Source organism: Wolbachia endosymbiont of Oedothorax gibbosus, from assembly GCF_936270435.1.
Classification (GTDB): Bacteria; Pseudomonadota; Alphaproteobacteria; order Rickettsiales; family Anaplasmataceae; genus Wolbachia.
On record NZ_OW370567.1, the window covers coordinates 429,603 to 446,014 of the forward strand.

Annotated in this window: 9 protein-coding genes and 6 pseudogenes; 8 read left to right on the top strand and 7 right to left on the bottom strand. The window is 35.6% G+C overall.

The window, feature by feature from the left end:
- Window positions 1-32: 32 nt before the first annotated feature.
- The 3 genes and pseudogenes from NBW39_RS02165 to NBW39_RS02175 all read left to right on the top strand — a co-directional run.
- Window positions 33-596 (top strand): annotated as a pseudogene (locus NBW39_RS02165) (UDP-N-acetylglucosamine--N-acetylmuramyl-(pentapeptide) pyrophosphoryl-undecaprenol N-acetylglucosamine transferase); the annotation flags it as partial.
- 71 nt (window positions 597-667) lie between these two features.
- A complete protein-coding gene (locus NBW39_RS02170) occupies window positions 668-1,672 on the top strand; it encodes an IS630 family transposase (RefSeq protein ID WP_250294609.1) in 1,005 nt (334 codons plus the stop codon).
- 14 nt (window positions 1,673-1,686) lie between these two features.
- Window positions 1,687-2,175, top strand: a pseudogene (locus NBW39_RS02175) (glycosyltransferase); the annotation flags it as partial.
- 249 nt (window positions 2,176-2,424) lie between these two features.
- Here the strand turns inward: NBW39_RS02175 and NBW39_RS09170 are convergent.
- The 4 genes and pseudogenes from NBW39_RS09170 to NBW39_RS08685 all read right to left on the bottom strand — a co-directional run.
- A pseudogene (locus NBW39_RS09170) lies at window positions 2,425-2,815 on the bottom strand (IS6 family transposase); the annotation flags it as partial.
- Between the two features lie 86 nt (window positions 2,816-2,901).
- Window positions 2,902-3,648: a signal peptidase I gene (gene lepB / locus NBW39_RS02185; RefSeq protein WP_370273675.1), complete on the bottom strand. Its 747-nt coding sequence runs from the start codon at window positions 3,646-3,648 to the stop codon at window positions 2,902-2,904.
- 460 nt (window positions 3,649-4,108) lie between these two features.
- Window positions 4,109-4,987, bottom strand: a pseudogene (locus NBW39_RS09175) (transposase).
- 16 nt (window positions 4,988-5,003) lie between these two features.
- Window positions 5,004-5,132, bottom strand: a complete 129-nt coding sequence (locus NBW39_RS08685; RefSeq protein ID WP_256466296.1) for a hypothetical protein — start codon at window positions 5,130-5,132, stop codon at window positions 5,004-5,006.
- 170 nt (window positions 5,133-5,302) lie between these two features.
- Here NBW39_RS08685 and NBW39_RS02200 point away from each other — a divergent pair.
- The 3 genes and pseudogenes from NBW39_RS02200 to lpdA all read left to right on the top strand — a co-directional run bounded on the left by NBW39_RS02200 (window position 5,303) and on the right by lpdA (window position 8,505).
- Window positions 5,303-6,405 (top strand): annotated as a pseudogene (locus NBW39_RS02200) (transposase).
- A gap of 68 nt (window positions 6,406-6,473) precedes the next feature.
- A complete protein-coding gene (locus tag NBW39_RS02205) occupies window positions 6,474-6,914 on the top strand; it encodes a hypothetical protein (RefSeq protein ID WP_250295476.1) in 441 nt (146 codons plus the stop codon).
- A gap of 217 nt (window positions 6,915-7,131) precedes the next feature.
- Window positions 7,132-8,505 carry a dihydrolipoyl dehydrogenase gene (lpdA, locus tag NBW39_RS02210; RefSeq protein WP_250295477.1) on the top strand — a complete coding sequence of 458 codons (1,374 nt, stop codon included), beginning with the start codon at window positions 7,132-7,134 and terminating at the stop codon, window positions 8,503-8,505.
- Here the strand turns inward: lpdA and carB are convergent.
- Window positions 8,498-11,737, bottom strand: a complete 3,240-nt coding sequence (gene carB / locus NBW39_RS02215; RefSeq protein WP_250295478.1) for a carbamoyl-phosphate synthase large subunit — start codon at window positions 11,735-11,737, stop codon at window positions 8,498-8,500. The two genes, lpdA and carB, sit on opposite strands and share 8 nt — an antisense overlap.
- Before the next feature lie 65 nt (window positions 11,738-11,802).
- Between carB and NBW39_RS02220 the strand changes: the two are divergent.
- A pseudogene (locus tag NBW39_RS02220) lies at window positions 11,803-12,419 on the top strand (DDE-type integrase/transposase/recombinase); the annotation flags it as partial.
- 50 nt (window positions 12,420-12,469) lie between these two features.
- Here the strand turns inward: NBW39_RS02220 and NBW39_RS02225 are convergent.
- Window positions 12,470-14,509, bottom strand: coding sequence for an ATP-dependent DNA helicase RecG (locus NBW39_RS02225; RefSeq protein WP_256466317.1), 2,040 nt, complete (start codon window positions 14,507-14,509; stop codon window positions 12,470-12,472).
- A gap of 163 nt (window positions 14,510-14,672) precedes the next feature.
- Between NBW39_RS02225 and NBW39_RS02230 the strand changes: the two genes are divergently transcribed.
- Window positions 14,673-15,512, top strand: a complete 840-nt coding sequence (locus NBW39_RS02230) for a hypothetical protein (protein WP_250295480.1) — start codon at window positions 14,673-14,675, stop codon at window positions 15,510-15,512.
- Between the two features lie 13 nt (window positions 15,513-15,525).
- Here the strand turns inward: NBW39_RS02230 and miaA are convergent, their stop codons facing one another.
- Entirely contained in the window at window positions 15,526-16,401 is an 876-nt protein-coding gene (gene miaA, locus NBW39_RS02235; RefSeq protein ID WP_250295481.1) for a tRNA (adenosine(37)-N6)-dimethylallyltransferase MiaA, read from the bottom strand.
- Window positions 16,402-16,412 lie beyond the last annotated feature (11 nt).

Sequence of the window (16,412 nt, forward strand, 5' to 3'; positions counted from 1 at the left end):
TTAACAATCTAGTGTTAATTTGTTATTTGCAGATGGATATTATTTTAGCAACAGGTGGCACAGGTGGGCATATCTTTCCGGCCATAGCCTTAGCAAAAGCACTAAAGACACAAGGATACAATTGTATATTATTCGCTGATAAAAAAACAAATAAAAATACCGACATAGAAGGCTACATTTTACCATTACGTAGACCAAGCGGCAACAAATTTAAGTTTTTCCTTTTATTAATATATAGCTGTGTATTAGCACTACATAAAACAAGAAAATTAAAACCAAAGCTAATAATTGGTTTTGGTAGCTATGCTTCTTTTCCAACTCTTTTGGCAGCAAAGGTTCTTTCTATACCTATAATTTTACATGAACAAAACACAGTTTTAGGGAGAGTAAATAGATTCTTTTTCAAGAGTGCAAAATTAATTGCAACCAGCTTTCCGGAGACTAAATATGCAGAGGGCAATAAATGTATTTTTACAGGAAATTTTATTGATATAAAAGCACAGAGCCATTCTAGCACTGAGAAAATCCTAAACATATTAGTCATAGCAGGCAGCCAAGGTGCAAATTTTTTTGATGATGTAGTAATACCAATTCTCACTGCAGAACAAACAGATAGACAACAATGGAAAAAAAGCCATACTAAACTAAGTGTAATAGCGAGGTATAAATGGCATTAAGATCAAAATTATTGGATGAAAAAGTAGTGGAATCGGCAAAAGCAATGCTGAAGAAAGTAAGAAATAACGCATACGTTACAAAAAAACTAAATGCTGTAATTGCAGCAAAAAAGCACAGCATAACAGCGGTAGCAAAGATATGTTGCATTTCAAGAACTGCACTGACTGAGTGGATAAAGCACCTAAAATTTAACAGAGAGGAAAAATTGTTTGCTCCACCTCAACGTCGTAGAAAAACTAGATTGGATCAAAGTCAGCGTGAACAAGTTGAAGCATGGATACAAGACAATCCTAATATCACCATTAAAGAAATGAGAATAAAAATCCAGGAAAGATTTGGTTTGGATATCAGTAAGTCCACAGTACACCGTAATATGCAAAGAATGAAATTCTCATATATTACTCCAAGACCAGTTCATAATGGTCAAGATAAAAGCAAACAAGAGGAGTTTAAAAAAAATCTCAACGAAACTATTGGCAAATATCCAGAAAAAGAGCTATTTTTCTTTGATGAGTCTCGGTTTGGCACACATTCAAAAATTGGACATGGGTGGTTTAAAAAAGGCATTAGGACACAGGTTAAAATAAAATTAGGTAGGCAAAATTTCTATCTCTATAGTGCGGTTAATCCTAGAAATGGAGAGAGTTCTAGCTTGTTTGCACCAAATGTCAACACTGATTGCATGAATATATTTCTTGAGCAGATGTCGCAATATCTAGGAATACGAGAGACTTTTCTCGTTATGGACTGTGCTAGTTGGCATAGGTCAAAAAATTTAAAGGTACCTAAAAATATCGATATTATATACCTACCTCCATACTCACCTGAGCTCAATCCTGTTGAGAGGTTTTGGTTATATATAAAACAGAACATTTTGTGCAATAAAATATACGATACAATTACCCTGCTTGAGCGCACTTTGTGTAAATTTGTTACCTCTCTTACCCACTCCATAATTAAACAACTCTGCAATGTCTCCTATTTGTCCTCCTAATAATGAGAATTGGTATAAGTAGCGTAATTTGTAATTTGCCTATTAAAATGAAAAAGAAAATTAGAGTGACGCAGCAATGTACGAAGAAAAATGCAAACAAGGTCAAGAGTCTATACAAAAGTGAAAAGATCGATTGTGAATTGAGTGAATTTTTTGATGATATGGAAAATAGACTGGCCAATGCTCACTTGGTAATTAGCAGAGCAGGAGCAACTTCAATAGCAGAGATCACTCTTGCTAGGCGTTCTGCTATATATATTCCTTACCCTTACTCAAAAGATAATCACCAATTTTATAACGCAAAATATATTGAAGATTCGGGGGCAGCTGTAATAGTTGAACAAAATAGTGAAGCAAAAAAAAATCTAACAGAGTTACTATTTGATCTACTCAGTAATTCTCAAAAATTGCGTGATATGACCAATAATACAAAAAAAACAGGGATAAAGAATGGGACTACTGAGTTTGTTAAGGTAGTTGTTCACACAATGGCGTCAACTTAAGAGCCTTCATTAGCAAACCCTCCTATGGATTTTCTGAAAAGTTTTTGAGTATATTGTATTTTTAATTTGTAGAATAAGATTTTTTCCTTTTTGCATGTTTCACCTAAAAAGGATACATTTTAGACTTCTTTGTTGAAATAAAACAGAAACAAAAGTGCTGTTTCTTGCACTCTTTGGATAATTTAATGATAAAAAATTTAGAGAGAAATTTTATACACTATCGCTGATATTTTTCCTTAAGTTGACGCCATTGCCTGAATGGATACCAGCAGTATTACTGCCACTTTTATCAATTACTACTGTCTCAGAAAGATTATTCTCCCTGAAGGCTTTACAAAAGAATGCAAGTGCTGCAGACTTGTCTCTACGAACACGCAGCTACAGTATGTGCTCTATATAAATAAACCCATTTACCGTTTAATTTAATGTAGCATTCTCCAGCTACTACCAACTCACTTCTTTCTCTTCCTTACCGCCTCATCTATCAGTGGTGATAACCCATCTTTGTAACGTAGCATGGTCAACTTTCGCTCCCCTTATACTCATCATCTCTTCCAAATCTCGATAGCTCAAAGAGAATCGACATTTCATATATACAGATAACATCTCCTGAAAAGCTAAATCCTTTAAAATAGGGCAATAATTTTGCGAAACATCTTTGCTTTTTTTTAAGATTTATATCACTCTTCTTTCTACTTTCCTACAAATGCGACAGAACCAAAAAACTTACACAACCTTATGCAATACCCTATTTAATCTCAAAGCAACAGGTAACCTGAAATTAAATGGTAACCAATCGACCTTTCCTAATTTAAATGATAAACCAACTATGCTTACACGCCCAATGATATTTTCCATTGGTACAAAACCAACTTCAGAAAACCTACTATCTAAAGAATTATTTCTATTGTCTCCCATAACAAAAAATTGATCATCAGGTACATAATAAACCGGAGTGTTATATGATAGCTTATGAGAAACGTTATCTATCAAAATCTCATGTTCCTTGCCACTTAAAAGCGTTTCTATATATCTTGGTATGTTACGATTTGACTCATAATCAAGAAAATTTCCAATAAGCTTTCGTTGTATTTTTTGATCATTTAGGTATAATTCTCCCTCTATCATTTGCACTTTATCACCTGGTATTCCTATCACTCGCTTAACAAATCTAGGGCTGTTGTTTCTTGCAAGTTTGAAAACTATTATGTCACCACGCTCTGGAGAGGTATAAAAGATTCTGCCGCTAAAGATGTTTGGAGAAAATGGAAAGGAGTGTTTACTGTAGCCGTATGAGTATTTACTAGTAAAAATATAATCCCCTTCAAGTAAGGTGCTTTTCATCGAACCAGAAGGTATATGAAATGGCTCGAATAAAAAACTACGTATTGATAGTGCAATCAACAGTAAAAAAAACAATGAAGATAAAAATCTTCCTGCTCTTATCACCCAATTTTTGCTTAGCTTTTCCAACTTTGTTTTTCTTATAAATCAGGTTTATTATAGCACATAAATTGAAAAGTGGTAATGTGAAATTTTACTTGTGAATGTTATTCCTCTATTCAAAACAATTTTGAAAAAGCGGTTCATTTCTTTCAATGGTGTCATCCAAGTAGCAGGCTTTATGACAGCAGTGCCCAATCAAAGTAGCCTCCTTTTTTTGTCATCCCAGTACCCTCTTCTTGTCATCCGAGTAGCTGACACTGGTTCACTCTATAAATAGCAGTGCTCCTTTCTTGTCATCCGAATAGCCCCCCTTCTTGTCATCCCAGTGTCACGCACTGGGATGACAGGGGAGGGAGGCATTGTCCTCTTGGATGGAAACCAGTGTCAGCTACTCGGATGACAGGAGAAGGTATTAGGATGACACCGTCATAAAGTAAAATGAGATCCCAGTGGGCTTTGTTGCATCGCACCTTATACTGGTAGTAATTTACGATAAATTCATGTAGCCATTTCGCATACCAATGTCAGTGAATTTATTGAGCAAATAACACTTGAGTCGCAGTTCCTTCTCACGATTAACCTCAGATTTGTTCCGAAAACTAAACCAGAATGTTTGTTTCAGTCGCGAGAAAAAACCTTCTACATAAGATCTTTTCCCATAATTTACTTTCTTTTTCCATTCTTTCACGCCATCTTCACCGTATAATTTTATTAATCTAATAGCAGCATTTCTGTCAGACATATAATCTATTTCTGGATGTTCTGCCGCATTGTTTATTGGTGGAATTTTTGCCTTTATATCATATTCGTTACACAATTTATAAAACTTGTGCCTATCATATGCCCTATCTGCATATAGTGCTTTTATGGCATGAACTTCTTTAAGCAAATCACAAGCTCCATAGTGATCAGACCGTTACTGTATTTTACAGCTATATATTCAACATTACATGCAATTTTCTATAGCTGCGATACTTTCTATCTTCGCTATTTTCCTTCAGGAGTGTTGTTGTATATCTGTACTGTCTATAGCAATTTCGATATCTTCCATGTTATTTTCTGCAATCATTTATCTTAATATTAAGTTTCTTTTGATGCTTGTGAATAGCTGCAAATTTCTTCCTATTTGTTGCAAATATCCTTTTATAAACCCTACCGTTTGTCTTAAACCAATTCTAAAAAGATTGACGATTATATGCACCAAAATTACAACTTTATCACTATAAATATAGTTGCCGCCTTGCATTTTTGGACTATTTTCATACCAATTTTCGATAGCTTCATCGATGTAACGAAAAATATTTCCTCTTTCTTGCAAAAATTTGTTATATTCGTTTTGGTTACTGACTCTCATTTTTTGTGGCATATTTTTTCTTCAAAGGTTAAATGGCTATTTTATAATGAATTTTGTCAGTAACTGCCAGATTTTTTCGGTTGCTATGCAACAAAGCCATTCCAGACTGGGATGACAAGAAAGGGAGCACTGGAATTTTTGTTTCAGCATTAGCCATGCATCTGAACAGACAATGGCGTCAACTTAAGGAAAAATATCAGCGATAGTGTATAAAATTTCTCTCTAAAACTTTTACCATTAAATTATCCAGAAGCCGCAGGAAACAGCACTTTTGTTTCTATTTTATTTCAACAAAGAAGTTTAAAATGTGTCCTTTTTAGGTGAAGCATGCAAAAAGGAAAAAATTTTATTCTACAAATTAAAAATATAATATACTCGAAAGCTTTTCAGAGAATCCATTGTGTTGAGTTTCACGCGAACAAGCTTTTACGACAGTATTTTCTATGATTTTAAAGTTAGTTAAAAAAAGTTTGGGAATAGAATGTGAACTTATGGAGCCATTGACATGTACCCTCAAAGCAAGCTTTTTCTAAAGCAAGGTATAAATACAGGTTTTAAAGAATTTAAGCATCCAAACAGCCTATCAAGATGAATCTGAGCTGGAGAGGCTATAGACTTATTGCAGCAGATGGTTCTGGTATGAGATTACCCAGCTCTGAGGAAATTGTATCCGAGTTTGAACCAAATGGAACAACAGGCACCGCTGGCAATTTGTTTGTTGATTTATGTACTTCACTGATTTGCAGTGCTCGCCTTGCGGCTTGGGAACAAACGTTGGCGGAAGAGCAATTACCCGAAGTTATCACTCAAATGCGTTCATTAAATCAAAAGAAATTATTATTTATCTATGATCGTCTTCAGATTCAGCAGCATGATGATTTGGAAGTAGATTTTATTTTTCGCTTGCAAAAAAGAAATTATAGCAAGCTATGGGAACGCTGGCGAATCAGATTTTGATTTTATATTAGAAAATGAAAAGCTAAAAAATAAAATGAAAGGACAGAAAGTAAGAGCTGACATTAGCCAACGGAGAAACAGAGTTTTTGACCGAGACTTTGGAGCAAAGCTTATGTATTAAGGTGGCACATAGAGGAAACGACTCAAAGTAGGAGCAGAGTTAGAAAATTTTTCTGGAGAGGCTGTATTACAAGAATTTTGGGCAAACTTGGTCATGTGCAATATATTATCGCTTCATATGTGTGATGCACAAGGGCCTTGGAACCCAGATCAAATTGCCGAGTACCGTTTAAATTTTTCAGTTTTATTTGGTGTGATGAGACAGAAACTTTATCAAGTGCTCGTTGCGCCAAAAGATTTTCAAGCCCTTTTTAAGTATACGCGCCAAAGTTAAGATCCGACCGGGAAGATTGTATAGCCGCAATAAAGTAGATAAGCCCAAACGCCATCATGTCTTTAGGAGAGTTTGCTAATGTATGCTCTTAAGTTGACGCCATTGTCTGAACAGATACGTAATATATCAATTTATTATGGAGGTTATATGGATAAAGGAGATTTAATATTTTTAGGTGTAGCATCAGCAATAGGAGCACTCATAGGTTTGGGATTAAGTGTTACAGCTTTTTCACCTCTCGCTATAGGTGGAATTGTTGCCGCCGTTCCTGCAATATTATTCGCTGCATGTATTATATGCGATAATGTACAAAAAGGAGCATTCCCCAAAAAAGATCTTTTCAATATGGCCGTTTTATGCGTTGCAAGCGCTACAATTGGAGTTGGTCTTGCTGCAGCCGCAACTGCTATTTTTCCTGGTGTAATGCTTGGAGCGGGATCTGCAGCTTTAACAGGTGCAACAATAGGAGCAATAGGAGCAATAGCACCGATTGCAGGGTTGTTTGTAGCTGAAATAGTGGATAGTTGTATTATATCACCTATAGTTGAGCACTTTTCTTCAAAAGGAAAGGGGTGCGAATCACTTTAAACCAATTAAGTAAGGTTTCTGCTTTCTGTTATTCTAGTGTGCAGCATATAGCTGCATAAACATTGCAATTTGAGAGTAATCTCCATCGGTAAGTACTGGAATGACACCTAATTACCTGCAAACTGCAATGTTCATATAGCTGTGTGTCAGTTATATGGATATTGATCATACGGGTTCCATCTGTTATATATAATCTTTTTGAATACGAAAAAAACTGATGAATGAGCATGATATTACAGTTATAGGTAGCGGTCCTGGTGGTTATATAGCAGCAATTAGGGCAGCACAGCTTGGGTTTAAAACTGCAATTGTTGAAAAAGAAAAGAATTTAGGCGGTATATGCTTAAATTGGGGATGTATACCAACAAAGTCGCTACTTAGGACGTCTGAGGTTTATAGGCTAATAAAAAGATCAAAAGAGTTTGGTATAGAAGTAAAGGAAGCAAGTTTTGATATACAATCAATGGTGAAATATTCAAGAAGCGTTGTTGATAAATTATCAAGTGGCGTTGTATATTTGATGAAAAAAAATAACATCAAAGTTTATCAGGGCTTTGGTAAACTTGCAGGTAATAATACTATAAAAGTTGCTGGTGATAAGGAAGATCAAGAAATTTCTTCTAAGCATATTATTTTAGCAACGGGCGTGAGGGCACGAAATCTTCCTGGAATAGAGGCAGATGGAGATTTAATATGGAATGCGCAGCATGCTATGACTCCAGAGAGATTACCAAAATCGCTACTAATTATAGGGTCTGGTGCAATTGGAATAGAGTTTGCAAGTTTTTATAGTACTTTGGGAGTTGATGTAACAATTGTAGAGGTAAAAGACAGTATTTTGCCGCTAGAAGATCAAGACATTTCAAATTTAGCACAGGAAATATTTACAAGACAGGGAATAAAAATATATACAAACAGTAGTGTAAAAGCTCTTACTAAAAGTAAAAACTCTGCTCAAGTGCAACTAATTAGTGGTGAAAGTAAGGAATTTGATAGAGTAATTGTTGCAGTTGGCGTTCAAGCAAATACTGAAAACATAGGCTTAGAAAATACAAAAATTAAATTGAGCTCTTCTGGTTTTATTGAAACTAATGAATGGTATGAGACTAATGAATCAAGTGTGTATGCAATAGGTGATGTAGCTGGTCCGCCATGTTTAGCGCATAAAGCAAGTCATGAAGCTGTGATCTGTGTTGAGAAGATTGCTGGTAAAAATACACATGTATTAAAAAAAGAGTGCATACCAAATTGCACTTATTCTCATCCGCAAATAGCGAGCATCGGCCTTACTGAGGAACAGGCAATAAAAGGTGGGTATGATATAAAAATAGGAAAATTTCACTCTAACTTTAATGGTAAGTCTATTGCACTTGGTGAAACTGAAGGATTAGTGAAAACAATTATAGACAAAAAGACAGGCGAACTTCTGGGCAGCCACATGATAGGTGCAGAAGTAACGGAGTTAATTAGCAATTTTGCCCTAGCAAAGCAACTAGAAGGAACAGACTTCGACATAAAATCTACGATCTTTCCCCATCCAACCATTTCAGAGATGATACATGAATCAGTACTTGCTGCAGATGTTAAATAGTTGAACTAACGTTTTGTATCTGCTGTAATGATTTCACTTCCAATTTGCTATTCTTTACATATTGAATTGCAAGCACTAACGCTTTACTCCCAGAAGCTGTGGTGCTATAAGCTATATTTTGCAAAATAGCAGTTCTCCTGATATCTTTGCTATCTGAGACTGATTTCACACCTTTTGAAGTATTGATTACTAGATTTATTTTTCCATCTTTGAGCATATCAACTATGTGGGGTCTGCCTTCTCTCACTTTATTTACAGCTTTTGCAGCAATGCCGTTATTATTCAGATATAAAGCTGTGCCTTTGGTTGCATATATTTCAAAACTCAGTTCTTTCAACATTCGTGCAACAGGCAATATATACTCTTTATCATCATCTTTTACTGAAACCAGAGCTGTTCCTTCTGTTGGTAACTTGTATCCTGCAGCCATGTGCGTTTTTGCAAGTGCAGCTTCAAACGATGAGTCAATTCCCATCACTTCTCCTGTTGATTTCATTTCAGGACCAAGTAGAGTGTCAATTTCCGAAAAGCGCGTGAACGGAAAAACAGCAGCTTTAACTGCAAAATGATCGAGAGATTTTTTTTCTTGGCCTAATTTTTTGCCTAAAATAACCTGAGTGGCAAGCTTTGCAATAGGAATGTTGATTACTTTGGAAATAAAAGGAACGGTTCGACTAGCTCGTAAATTTACTTCAAGTATGTATACATCACTCTCTTGAACAGCAAACTGAATGTTTATCAGACCTTTCACTTCTAGTGCAAGAGCTATTCTCTCAGTTTGTAGCTCGATCTCTTTTATTACTTCGTCACTCAATGTATTTGTCGGTATTGAGCATGTTGAATCGCCAGAATGAATACCAGCTTCTTCAATGTGCTCCATGACCGCTGCAATGAAAACTTTTTCCCCATCACATACAGCATCAACGTCAACCTCAACTGCATTGACTAAAAATTTATCAAGAAGCAGCGAACCATGCTCAAAGATTTTAGTTTGATCTAAGACGTACTCTTTAAAGCTCTGAGTATCGTGTCTAATCGACATGGATTGACCACCGAGGACATATGATGGCCTGACTACTAGTGGAAACCCCACCTTTTCTGCATTGGTTAACGCTTCTTCTACTGAATGGCAGATAGAACTTTCAGGTTGTTTTAAATTAAGTTGCAAAGCAAGATTTTTAAACCTCATGCGATCTTCTGCAAGGTCAATAGAATCAAACGAAGTTCCCAGAATTTTGAAACCTCTCTCGTTAAGCACTTTGGCTAACTTTAAAGGTGTTTGACCACCTATTTGAACTATTACACCAACCAGTGTGCCATTTTCTTGTTCTTTACTTAGTATTTCAAGCACATCCTCTGCAATCAGTGGGGCGAAATATAAACGATCAGCGGTATCATAATCAGTTGAAACAGTTTCTGGATTACAGTTGATCATTATTGTTTCATACCCCATTTCTTTGGCGGCAGAAACTGCATGTACGCATGCGTAGTCAAACTCAATGCCCTGACCAATGCGATTTGGACCACTTCCTAAAATCACGACTTTTTTTCGATCCGAAATATTCGCCTCACATTCCTTTTTATTTTCAACATCACCCTCATAGCAGCCATACATATAGGCAGTGCTCGATTCAAATTCAGCTGCACAGGTGTCTACACGTTTATAAACTGGATTAACACCAAAATTTTTCCTCATTGCTTCAATTTGCTCTACTTTTTTATTGCTTAACTTTGCGAGCCTTGCGTCCGAGAAGCCCATTTTTTTCAGCTCTAACATTTCATATGCAGTTTCAGGAAGGCCATTTTCCTTGATTTTTTGTTCAGCTAATATAATTTGCTGTATATTCTGTAAAAACCATAAGTCATATCCTGTAATCGAATTTATTTCTTCTATGCTAATTCCGCGGCGCATTGCGTCAGCAGCAATCAGTAATCTGTTTGGTAGCAATTTTGCTAATTGAGATTTTATGTGATCAATATCAATGTTCTCAGGAAATACTTCATCAAGTCCCGTGAGCCCTGTTTCAAGTGAGCGAAAAGCTTTCTGTAGTGACTCATTAAAAGTGCGGCCTATAGACATTACTTCTCCCACCGATTTCATGGAAGTTGATAATTCACAATTCGTTCCCTTAAATTTTTCAAACTCAAATCGAGGAATTTTAGTGACGATATAATCAATCACTGGTTCGAATGCTGCTGGTATGATTGGAGCGCAGTCGTTACGTATTTCATCGAGTGAATAGCCAATAGCAAGCTTAGTGACAACTTTTGCAATAGGATAGCCTGTTGCTTTTGAGGCAAGTGCAGAAGAGCGAGAAACTCTTGGATTCATTTCAATTACAACGAGGCTTTCATCTTCTTTAGGATTCACTGCAAACTGAACATTTGCACCACCGGCACTAACGTCAATTTCTCTCAGCACTGCTATAGATGCATTTCTCATCTGTTGATATTCTACGTCACGCAGAGTCAAAGCAGGAGCAACCGTGATACTATCTCCGGTGTGCACCCCCATTGGATCAACATTTTCTATTGAACAGATTATTATGCAGTTATCTTTACAGTCGCGGATAACTTCCATTTCATATTCTTTCCAGCCAATAATTGATTCATCTATCTGAACTTCATTTATTGGCGAAATTTTGAGAGCACTTTCTGCGATGCTGAAAAACTCCTCTTTATTATATGCTATGCCACTACCTGCGCCACCAAGAGTGAATGATGAGCGGATAATTGCTGGTAATCCAATGTAGCCCAAAGCCTCTTTTATTTGTTCTTGATTTTTTATAATGATACTTTTGGGGTATTTCAGTCCTATTCTATCCATGGATTGGCGGAATAACTCTCTATCCTCTGCTTTTTTTATTGCTTCTCTATTTACCCCTATTAATTCTACGTTGTATTTGTCTAACACTCCATCATCTGCAAGTTTTATTGCACAATTAAGTGCTGTTTGCCCGCCCATTGTTGGCAATATTGCATCTGGCCTCTCTTTAATTATAATTTTCTCTATGATTTCAGGTAGTACCGGCTCAATATAAGTTGCATCAGAGAATTCAGGATCTGTCATTATAGTTGCGGGGTTGGAGTTAACTAAAATGACTTTATAGCCTTCGCTCTTTAATACCTTGCAACTTTGAGTTCCGGAATAATCAAACTCGCATGCCTGACCTATAACTATTGGGCCTGCTCCTATTACTAATATAGATTCTATATCTGTGCGTTTTGGCATAATTACAATAACGGTCCCTATTCAAGTAATGTTACCAATCTTTCCTGTATATGTGAATTTTTATTATTAGTAGACTACCAGATGTTGATGGTGAAGTTAAACCAAAAAAGAAGTTCAAACAATACCCTATAGCATATTGATATTGCAGAAGTCAGAACAGAAGAAGGTAAGCTATATTTGTTTGTTGCAATAGATAGAACATCTAAATTTACCTATGTTGAGTTGCATAATACTGCTACAAAACCCATAGCTGCTGAGTTTCTACGTAATTTGATTAAAACCTTACCATATAAAATACATACCATTTTAACAGATAACGGCATACAATTTACCAACCAGAAGCGTCATAAGTATGCTTTCAAGCACATATTTGATAGAGTTTGTACAGACAACGGCATTGAACATTGTTTGACAAAAGTTAGCCATCCTTGGACAAATGGGCAAGTTGAACGTATGAATAAAACTTTAAAGGATGCTACAGTTAAGAAGTATTACTATCAATCGCATCAGCAACTTAAAGAACACCTTTATAACTTTGTTATCGCTTATAATTATGCAAAGAGACTCAAAACTCTTAAGGGTCTTACTCCTTATGAATTTATATGTTTACAGTGCTCCTGATTTATTTATGCTAAATCCTCACCATCACACTCTGGGACTGTACATCACCACTTCTCTTTAGCTTTTCCTTCTTTTCACTACTTGCTATGCCTACCTGAGCTTAATGATTCTCTACTGAAATTTTGAAAAATGTAATCTACTTCTATATTCAAATATATCAAGCAGTAATTCAAAATCAGCCATTGTGCCTTTTGCGTTATTATACGCGAGATTGAGCAGCTCTCTGTCCTGATATAAATCAGCAAATTTAAATTCCATACATCCTGATTGTTTTGTGCCTAAAATATCTCCACTGCCTCTTAGCATCATATCCCTTTCAGCAATGTAAAATCCGTCCTGTGACTCACACATGATCTTTAACTTTGAAGATGAGCTTTTACTTAAATTATCGTATAATAATACACAAAAAGATGGCTTGTTTCCTCGCCCTACTCTGCCTCTTAACTGATGCAATTGCGATAACCCAAATTGCTCTGCATTTTCTATAATCATAATGGTTGCATCTGGCACATCTATACCAACTTCTATCACAGTGGTTGCAACAAGCAAAGAAAATTCATTTCTTTTGAAGGAAAACATAACTTGATCTTTCTGCTCCTGAGTCAATTTTCCGTGTATTATCCCGACTCTATCAAAAAATGTTTTTTGTAATTCCTGAAAGCGCATCTCTGCTGCAGCAATATTGGTCTCTTTGTTTTCTTCTATATATGGACAAATCCAATATGCTTTTTCGCCCCTGTTTATAGCATCTTTTAGCTTTTTAGTAACATCTGGCACCCTACTAATGTTCATAGTTACAGTTTTTATTGGCAATCTGGATTTTGGTTTTTCTTTCAAAATTGAACATTCAACGTCACCATACATAGCTTGCTGCAAGGTTCTTGGAATGGGAGTTGCAGTAACGAAAAGTATATCGGCATTTTCTCCTTTTCCTACCAAGCGATTTCTCTGCATCACTCCAAATCGCTGTTGCTCGTCTATGACTGCAAGCCCTAAATTTTTAAATGTAACATTAGCTTGAAATAGTGCATGAGTGCCAATCACTATATTTAAAACACCACTTGCAAGTTCGTTCATAATAATCTTTCTTTCCTTGCGCGAAGTTTTACTAGTAAGCAAAGCAACTTTTATATCGGTACAGGATAAAACTTCCTCAATCCAATTATAATGTTGCTCCGCCAAGATAGTAGTTGGTGCCATTAGAGCTGCCTGCATGTTGTTTTCTACCACATTTAGCATCACAAAAAGTGCAACTACAGTTTTGCCACTACCAACATCACCTTGCAGCAAGCTTATCATGCGGTACTTGGATTTTTGCCTCTCTGAGATTTCATCTATTGCGCGAATTTGATCATTTGTTAATTGAAACGATAATTCATTTAAAACTTGTTCTTTGTATTTACTCAATATTATAAATTCTCTTCCCCTTTCTTTCACATGATTTTTTCTTGCAAGTTTCAGTGCTAGCTGATACGCAAATAATTCATCATAAGCAAGCCTTTTTCTACAAACTTCCGCTTCCGCTAATGAGCTTGGTCTGTGCAACTTTATGATGCTTTCCCTCCAACTTAACCATTTTTTTTGCTTGATTAATGTATCATCTATCCACTCTGGTAAATCAGGCAATTCTTTTAGATTAGAGCTTATTATGTTCCCAATGCGCTTATTGGTAATGCCACGGCATAATTGGTAAACTGGCTCTATGCAAGCTATTTCTTTAAATTGGTTGATGTCAAGCGACACGTAATCTGGATGAGTAATTTGCCAATGCTCAGCAAATTTTTCGAGCTTGCCACTGACGATCACATTCGCTCCAATTGGAAATAGTTTATATAAATACTTAACTGAGTAATTAAAAAAGACTATGAACATATACTGACTCTCACTTTCAACAACTATTTTATATGGTCTACCTCTAAAAGTGGGCGGCTGATGTTCATAAACTTTTGCCATGAAAGTTGTAAGTTCTCCAACTTGAGCATCAAGTAGTGACTTACTTCTATCCACATAACTGAGCGGCCTATAAAATAGCAGGTCCACCACTTTGTCCCCACCACAAAGTTTAGGCAATATTGTGGAATGAAACTTAGGTATATTCTCTAGTTTGCTGCTCAAAAAAGTCAGTATATCGGGTTGCTCATTGAGATTCATAAAGCTGTTTATCAATAATATAGAGCCTTCTTAAGATCCTGTCACCTTATAGTCAAACTATTTGCTATCATAGAACTTGCGTTTATATAAAATATTTTTATTGACTTATTAATCATTTTCATGTACTATCATACTGTTAGTAGTCTATATCGAGGTGTTAACAATGAATAACTTTATACCAGAAGAAAAGGAAAATCCAATAGTTACACTAAAAGCTCAAGCAGAAAAGTTTGATTTTAGTAAGTTAAGAGCTGGTAAAGACAATGCTGAAGCAAATTCTGGTAATACAGCGTTCTGCGATCTTCGCAGAATGGATTTTGTTATTAATAAGAAAAGCATAAGTAGGGATTTTATTGCCAAGCTATACAAAGAACATGACAGTTTACTGCCAAAAAGTGAAGGTAAAAATGAAGACTACCGCCCATTTGCAAGAAAAGTTTTTAAGGAAATATTTAAATATGCTGAAGCTCAAGTTCCAAGTGATTCTATTTTGGAAGAACTGGTTATCAATTGTAATCAAGCAGGCTACGTAGGTGCATTATACGGTGAGAATAAACCTCTTTTTCATGTAGCTATGGCATATGAGTTAGTTTTCGGTTCTAGTCATACAACATATATTGATTGTAGTGATCCAAGTCATGCAACAATCAGAATTGAAGAAAAAATTGCAGTTTGCACTTTAACAAAACCAGAAGAAGAATTATGTAAATTGGATAGCTCGCTAGAACTCACACTTAAGTCTCAAGGTGATAAAAATGTAACATATGAAGATGGTAAATTGTCACTTACTGCTCCTCGAGAACTGAAAAATTACAAAATTGATGGCAAAAATTTATTTGATATTATTAAAGAGTATTTCCAAAAATTCTGCGAGAAATTTGGGTTTAAGTTTGAAGTAGAAATAGAACAGGGTTTAGGCGATCCGATGGAAGTGAACAGCCATCTGGAAAGTGTAGAACCTCCTGCCCATAGCAATGAACATAGAAATGCACCTGGGAACTGATAATTAAAATATCTCAAAGCTTGTTTGCACAATCAATCATTTCAGCATTTGGAAATTGGTTTTTAAACCAGGTATACTGACGTTTTGCATAATGTCTTGTGTTTGTTTGAGCAATTTGTATCGCTTCGTCTAAAGTAATCTCACCTTTTAAGTATTTTATAATTTCTGGCACTCCATGTGCTTTCATAGCTGGTAAGTTTGGAGATAGGTTCATGCTAAGTAGCTTTTTTACTTCATCAATTGCTCCATTTTCAATCATTTTGATAAAACGAGAATTTATTTTTTGGTATACATCCTCACGTTTAGGCAAAATTGTATATATCTTAAAATTATCGAATAAAGGAGGCTGTCTATTCTCTTGCCATACAAAAATTGACTTGCCAGTTTCAGTGATAACTTCAAGTGCCCTTGAAAGGCGGTGCGAGTCATTCATGAACACTTTACCTTGAATCCTTGGATCTTTGCTTAGCGCTAATTTGTAAAACTCCTCTTTACTTAAATTTTTCCTTAATTCGCTTACATTTTTCCTCACTTCCTGACTTATTTGTGGCATTGATGATAAGCCTTTGATTAAACTGCTGATGTAAAGCCCGCTTCCTCCAGTGATGATAGGTATTTGAGCATTTTCTAATGCGTGATTAACTTCTTTTTCTAAATCTTCTAACCATAGACCCACGGAATAATTTTCTTTTGCTGAAACATAACCATATAGTTTATAAAATACTTCTTGCTTTGGTGGTTGAGCAGTAATTATGGGAATTTCTTCATATACCTGCTTTGAATCACAATTTATTATACTAATATTTCCATATTTTTCTATCAGGTTATCGCATAATTCTGATTTACCTGAGGCCGTAATTCCTGTAATAATTACTATATTATTTTTCATTTATATTAATT

What these genes read in the sequence shown, in the direction of transcription:
- NBW39_RS02170 (WP_250294609.1), top strand. Translation starts at nt 668, where the DNA reads ATGGCATTAAGATCAAAATTATTGGATGAAAAAGTAGTGGAATCGGCA.
- NBW39_RS08685 (WP_256466296.1), bottom strand. Translation starts at nt 5,132, where the DNA reads ATGGCTAATGCTGAAACAAAAATTCCAGTGCTCCCTTTCTTGTCATCC.
- NBW39_RS02205 (WP_250295476.1), top strand. Translation starts at nt 6,474, where the DNA reads ATGGATAAAGGAGATTTAATATTTTTAGGTGTAGCATCAGCAATAGGA.
- lpdA (WP_250295477.1), top strand. Translation starts at nt 7,132, where the DNA reads ATGAATGAGCATGATATTACAGTTATAGGTAGCGGTCCTGGTGGTTAT.
- carB (WP_250295478.1), bottom strand. Translation starts at nt 11,737, where the DNA reads ATGCCAAAACGCACAGATATAGAATCTATATTAGTAATAGGAGCAGGC.
- NBW39_RS02225 (WP_256466317.1), bottom strand. Translation starts at nt 14,509, where the DNA reads ATGAATCTCAATGAGCAACCCGATATACTGACTTTTTTGAGCAGCAAA.
- NBW39_RS02230 (WP_250295480.1), top strand. Translation starts at nt 14,673, where the DNA reads ATGAATAACTTTATACCAGAAGAAAAGGAAAATCCAATAGTTACACTA.
- miaA (WP_250295481.1), bottom strand. Translation starts at nt 16,401, where the DNA reads ATGAAAAATAATATAGTAATTATTACAGGAATTACGGCCTCAGGTAAA.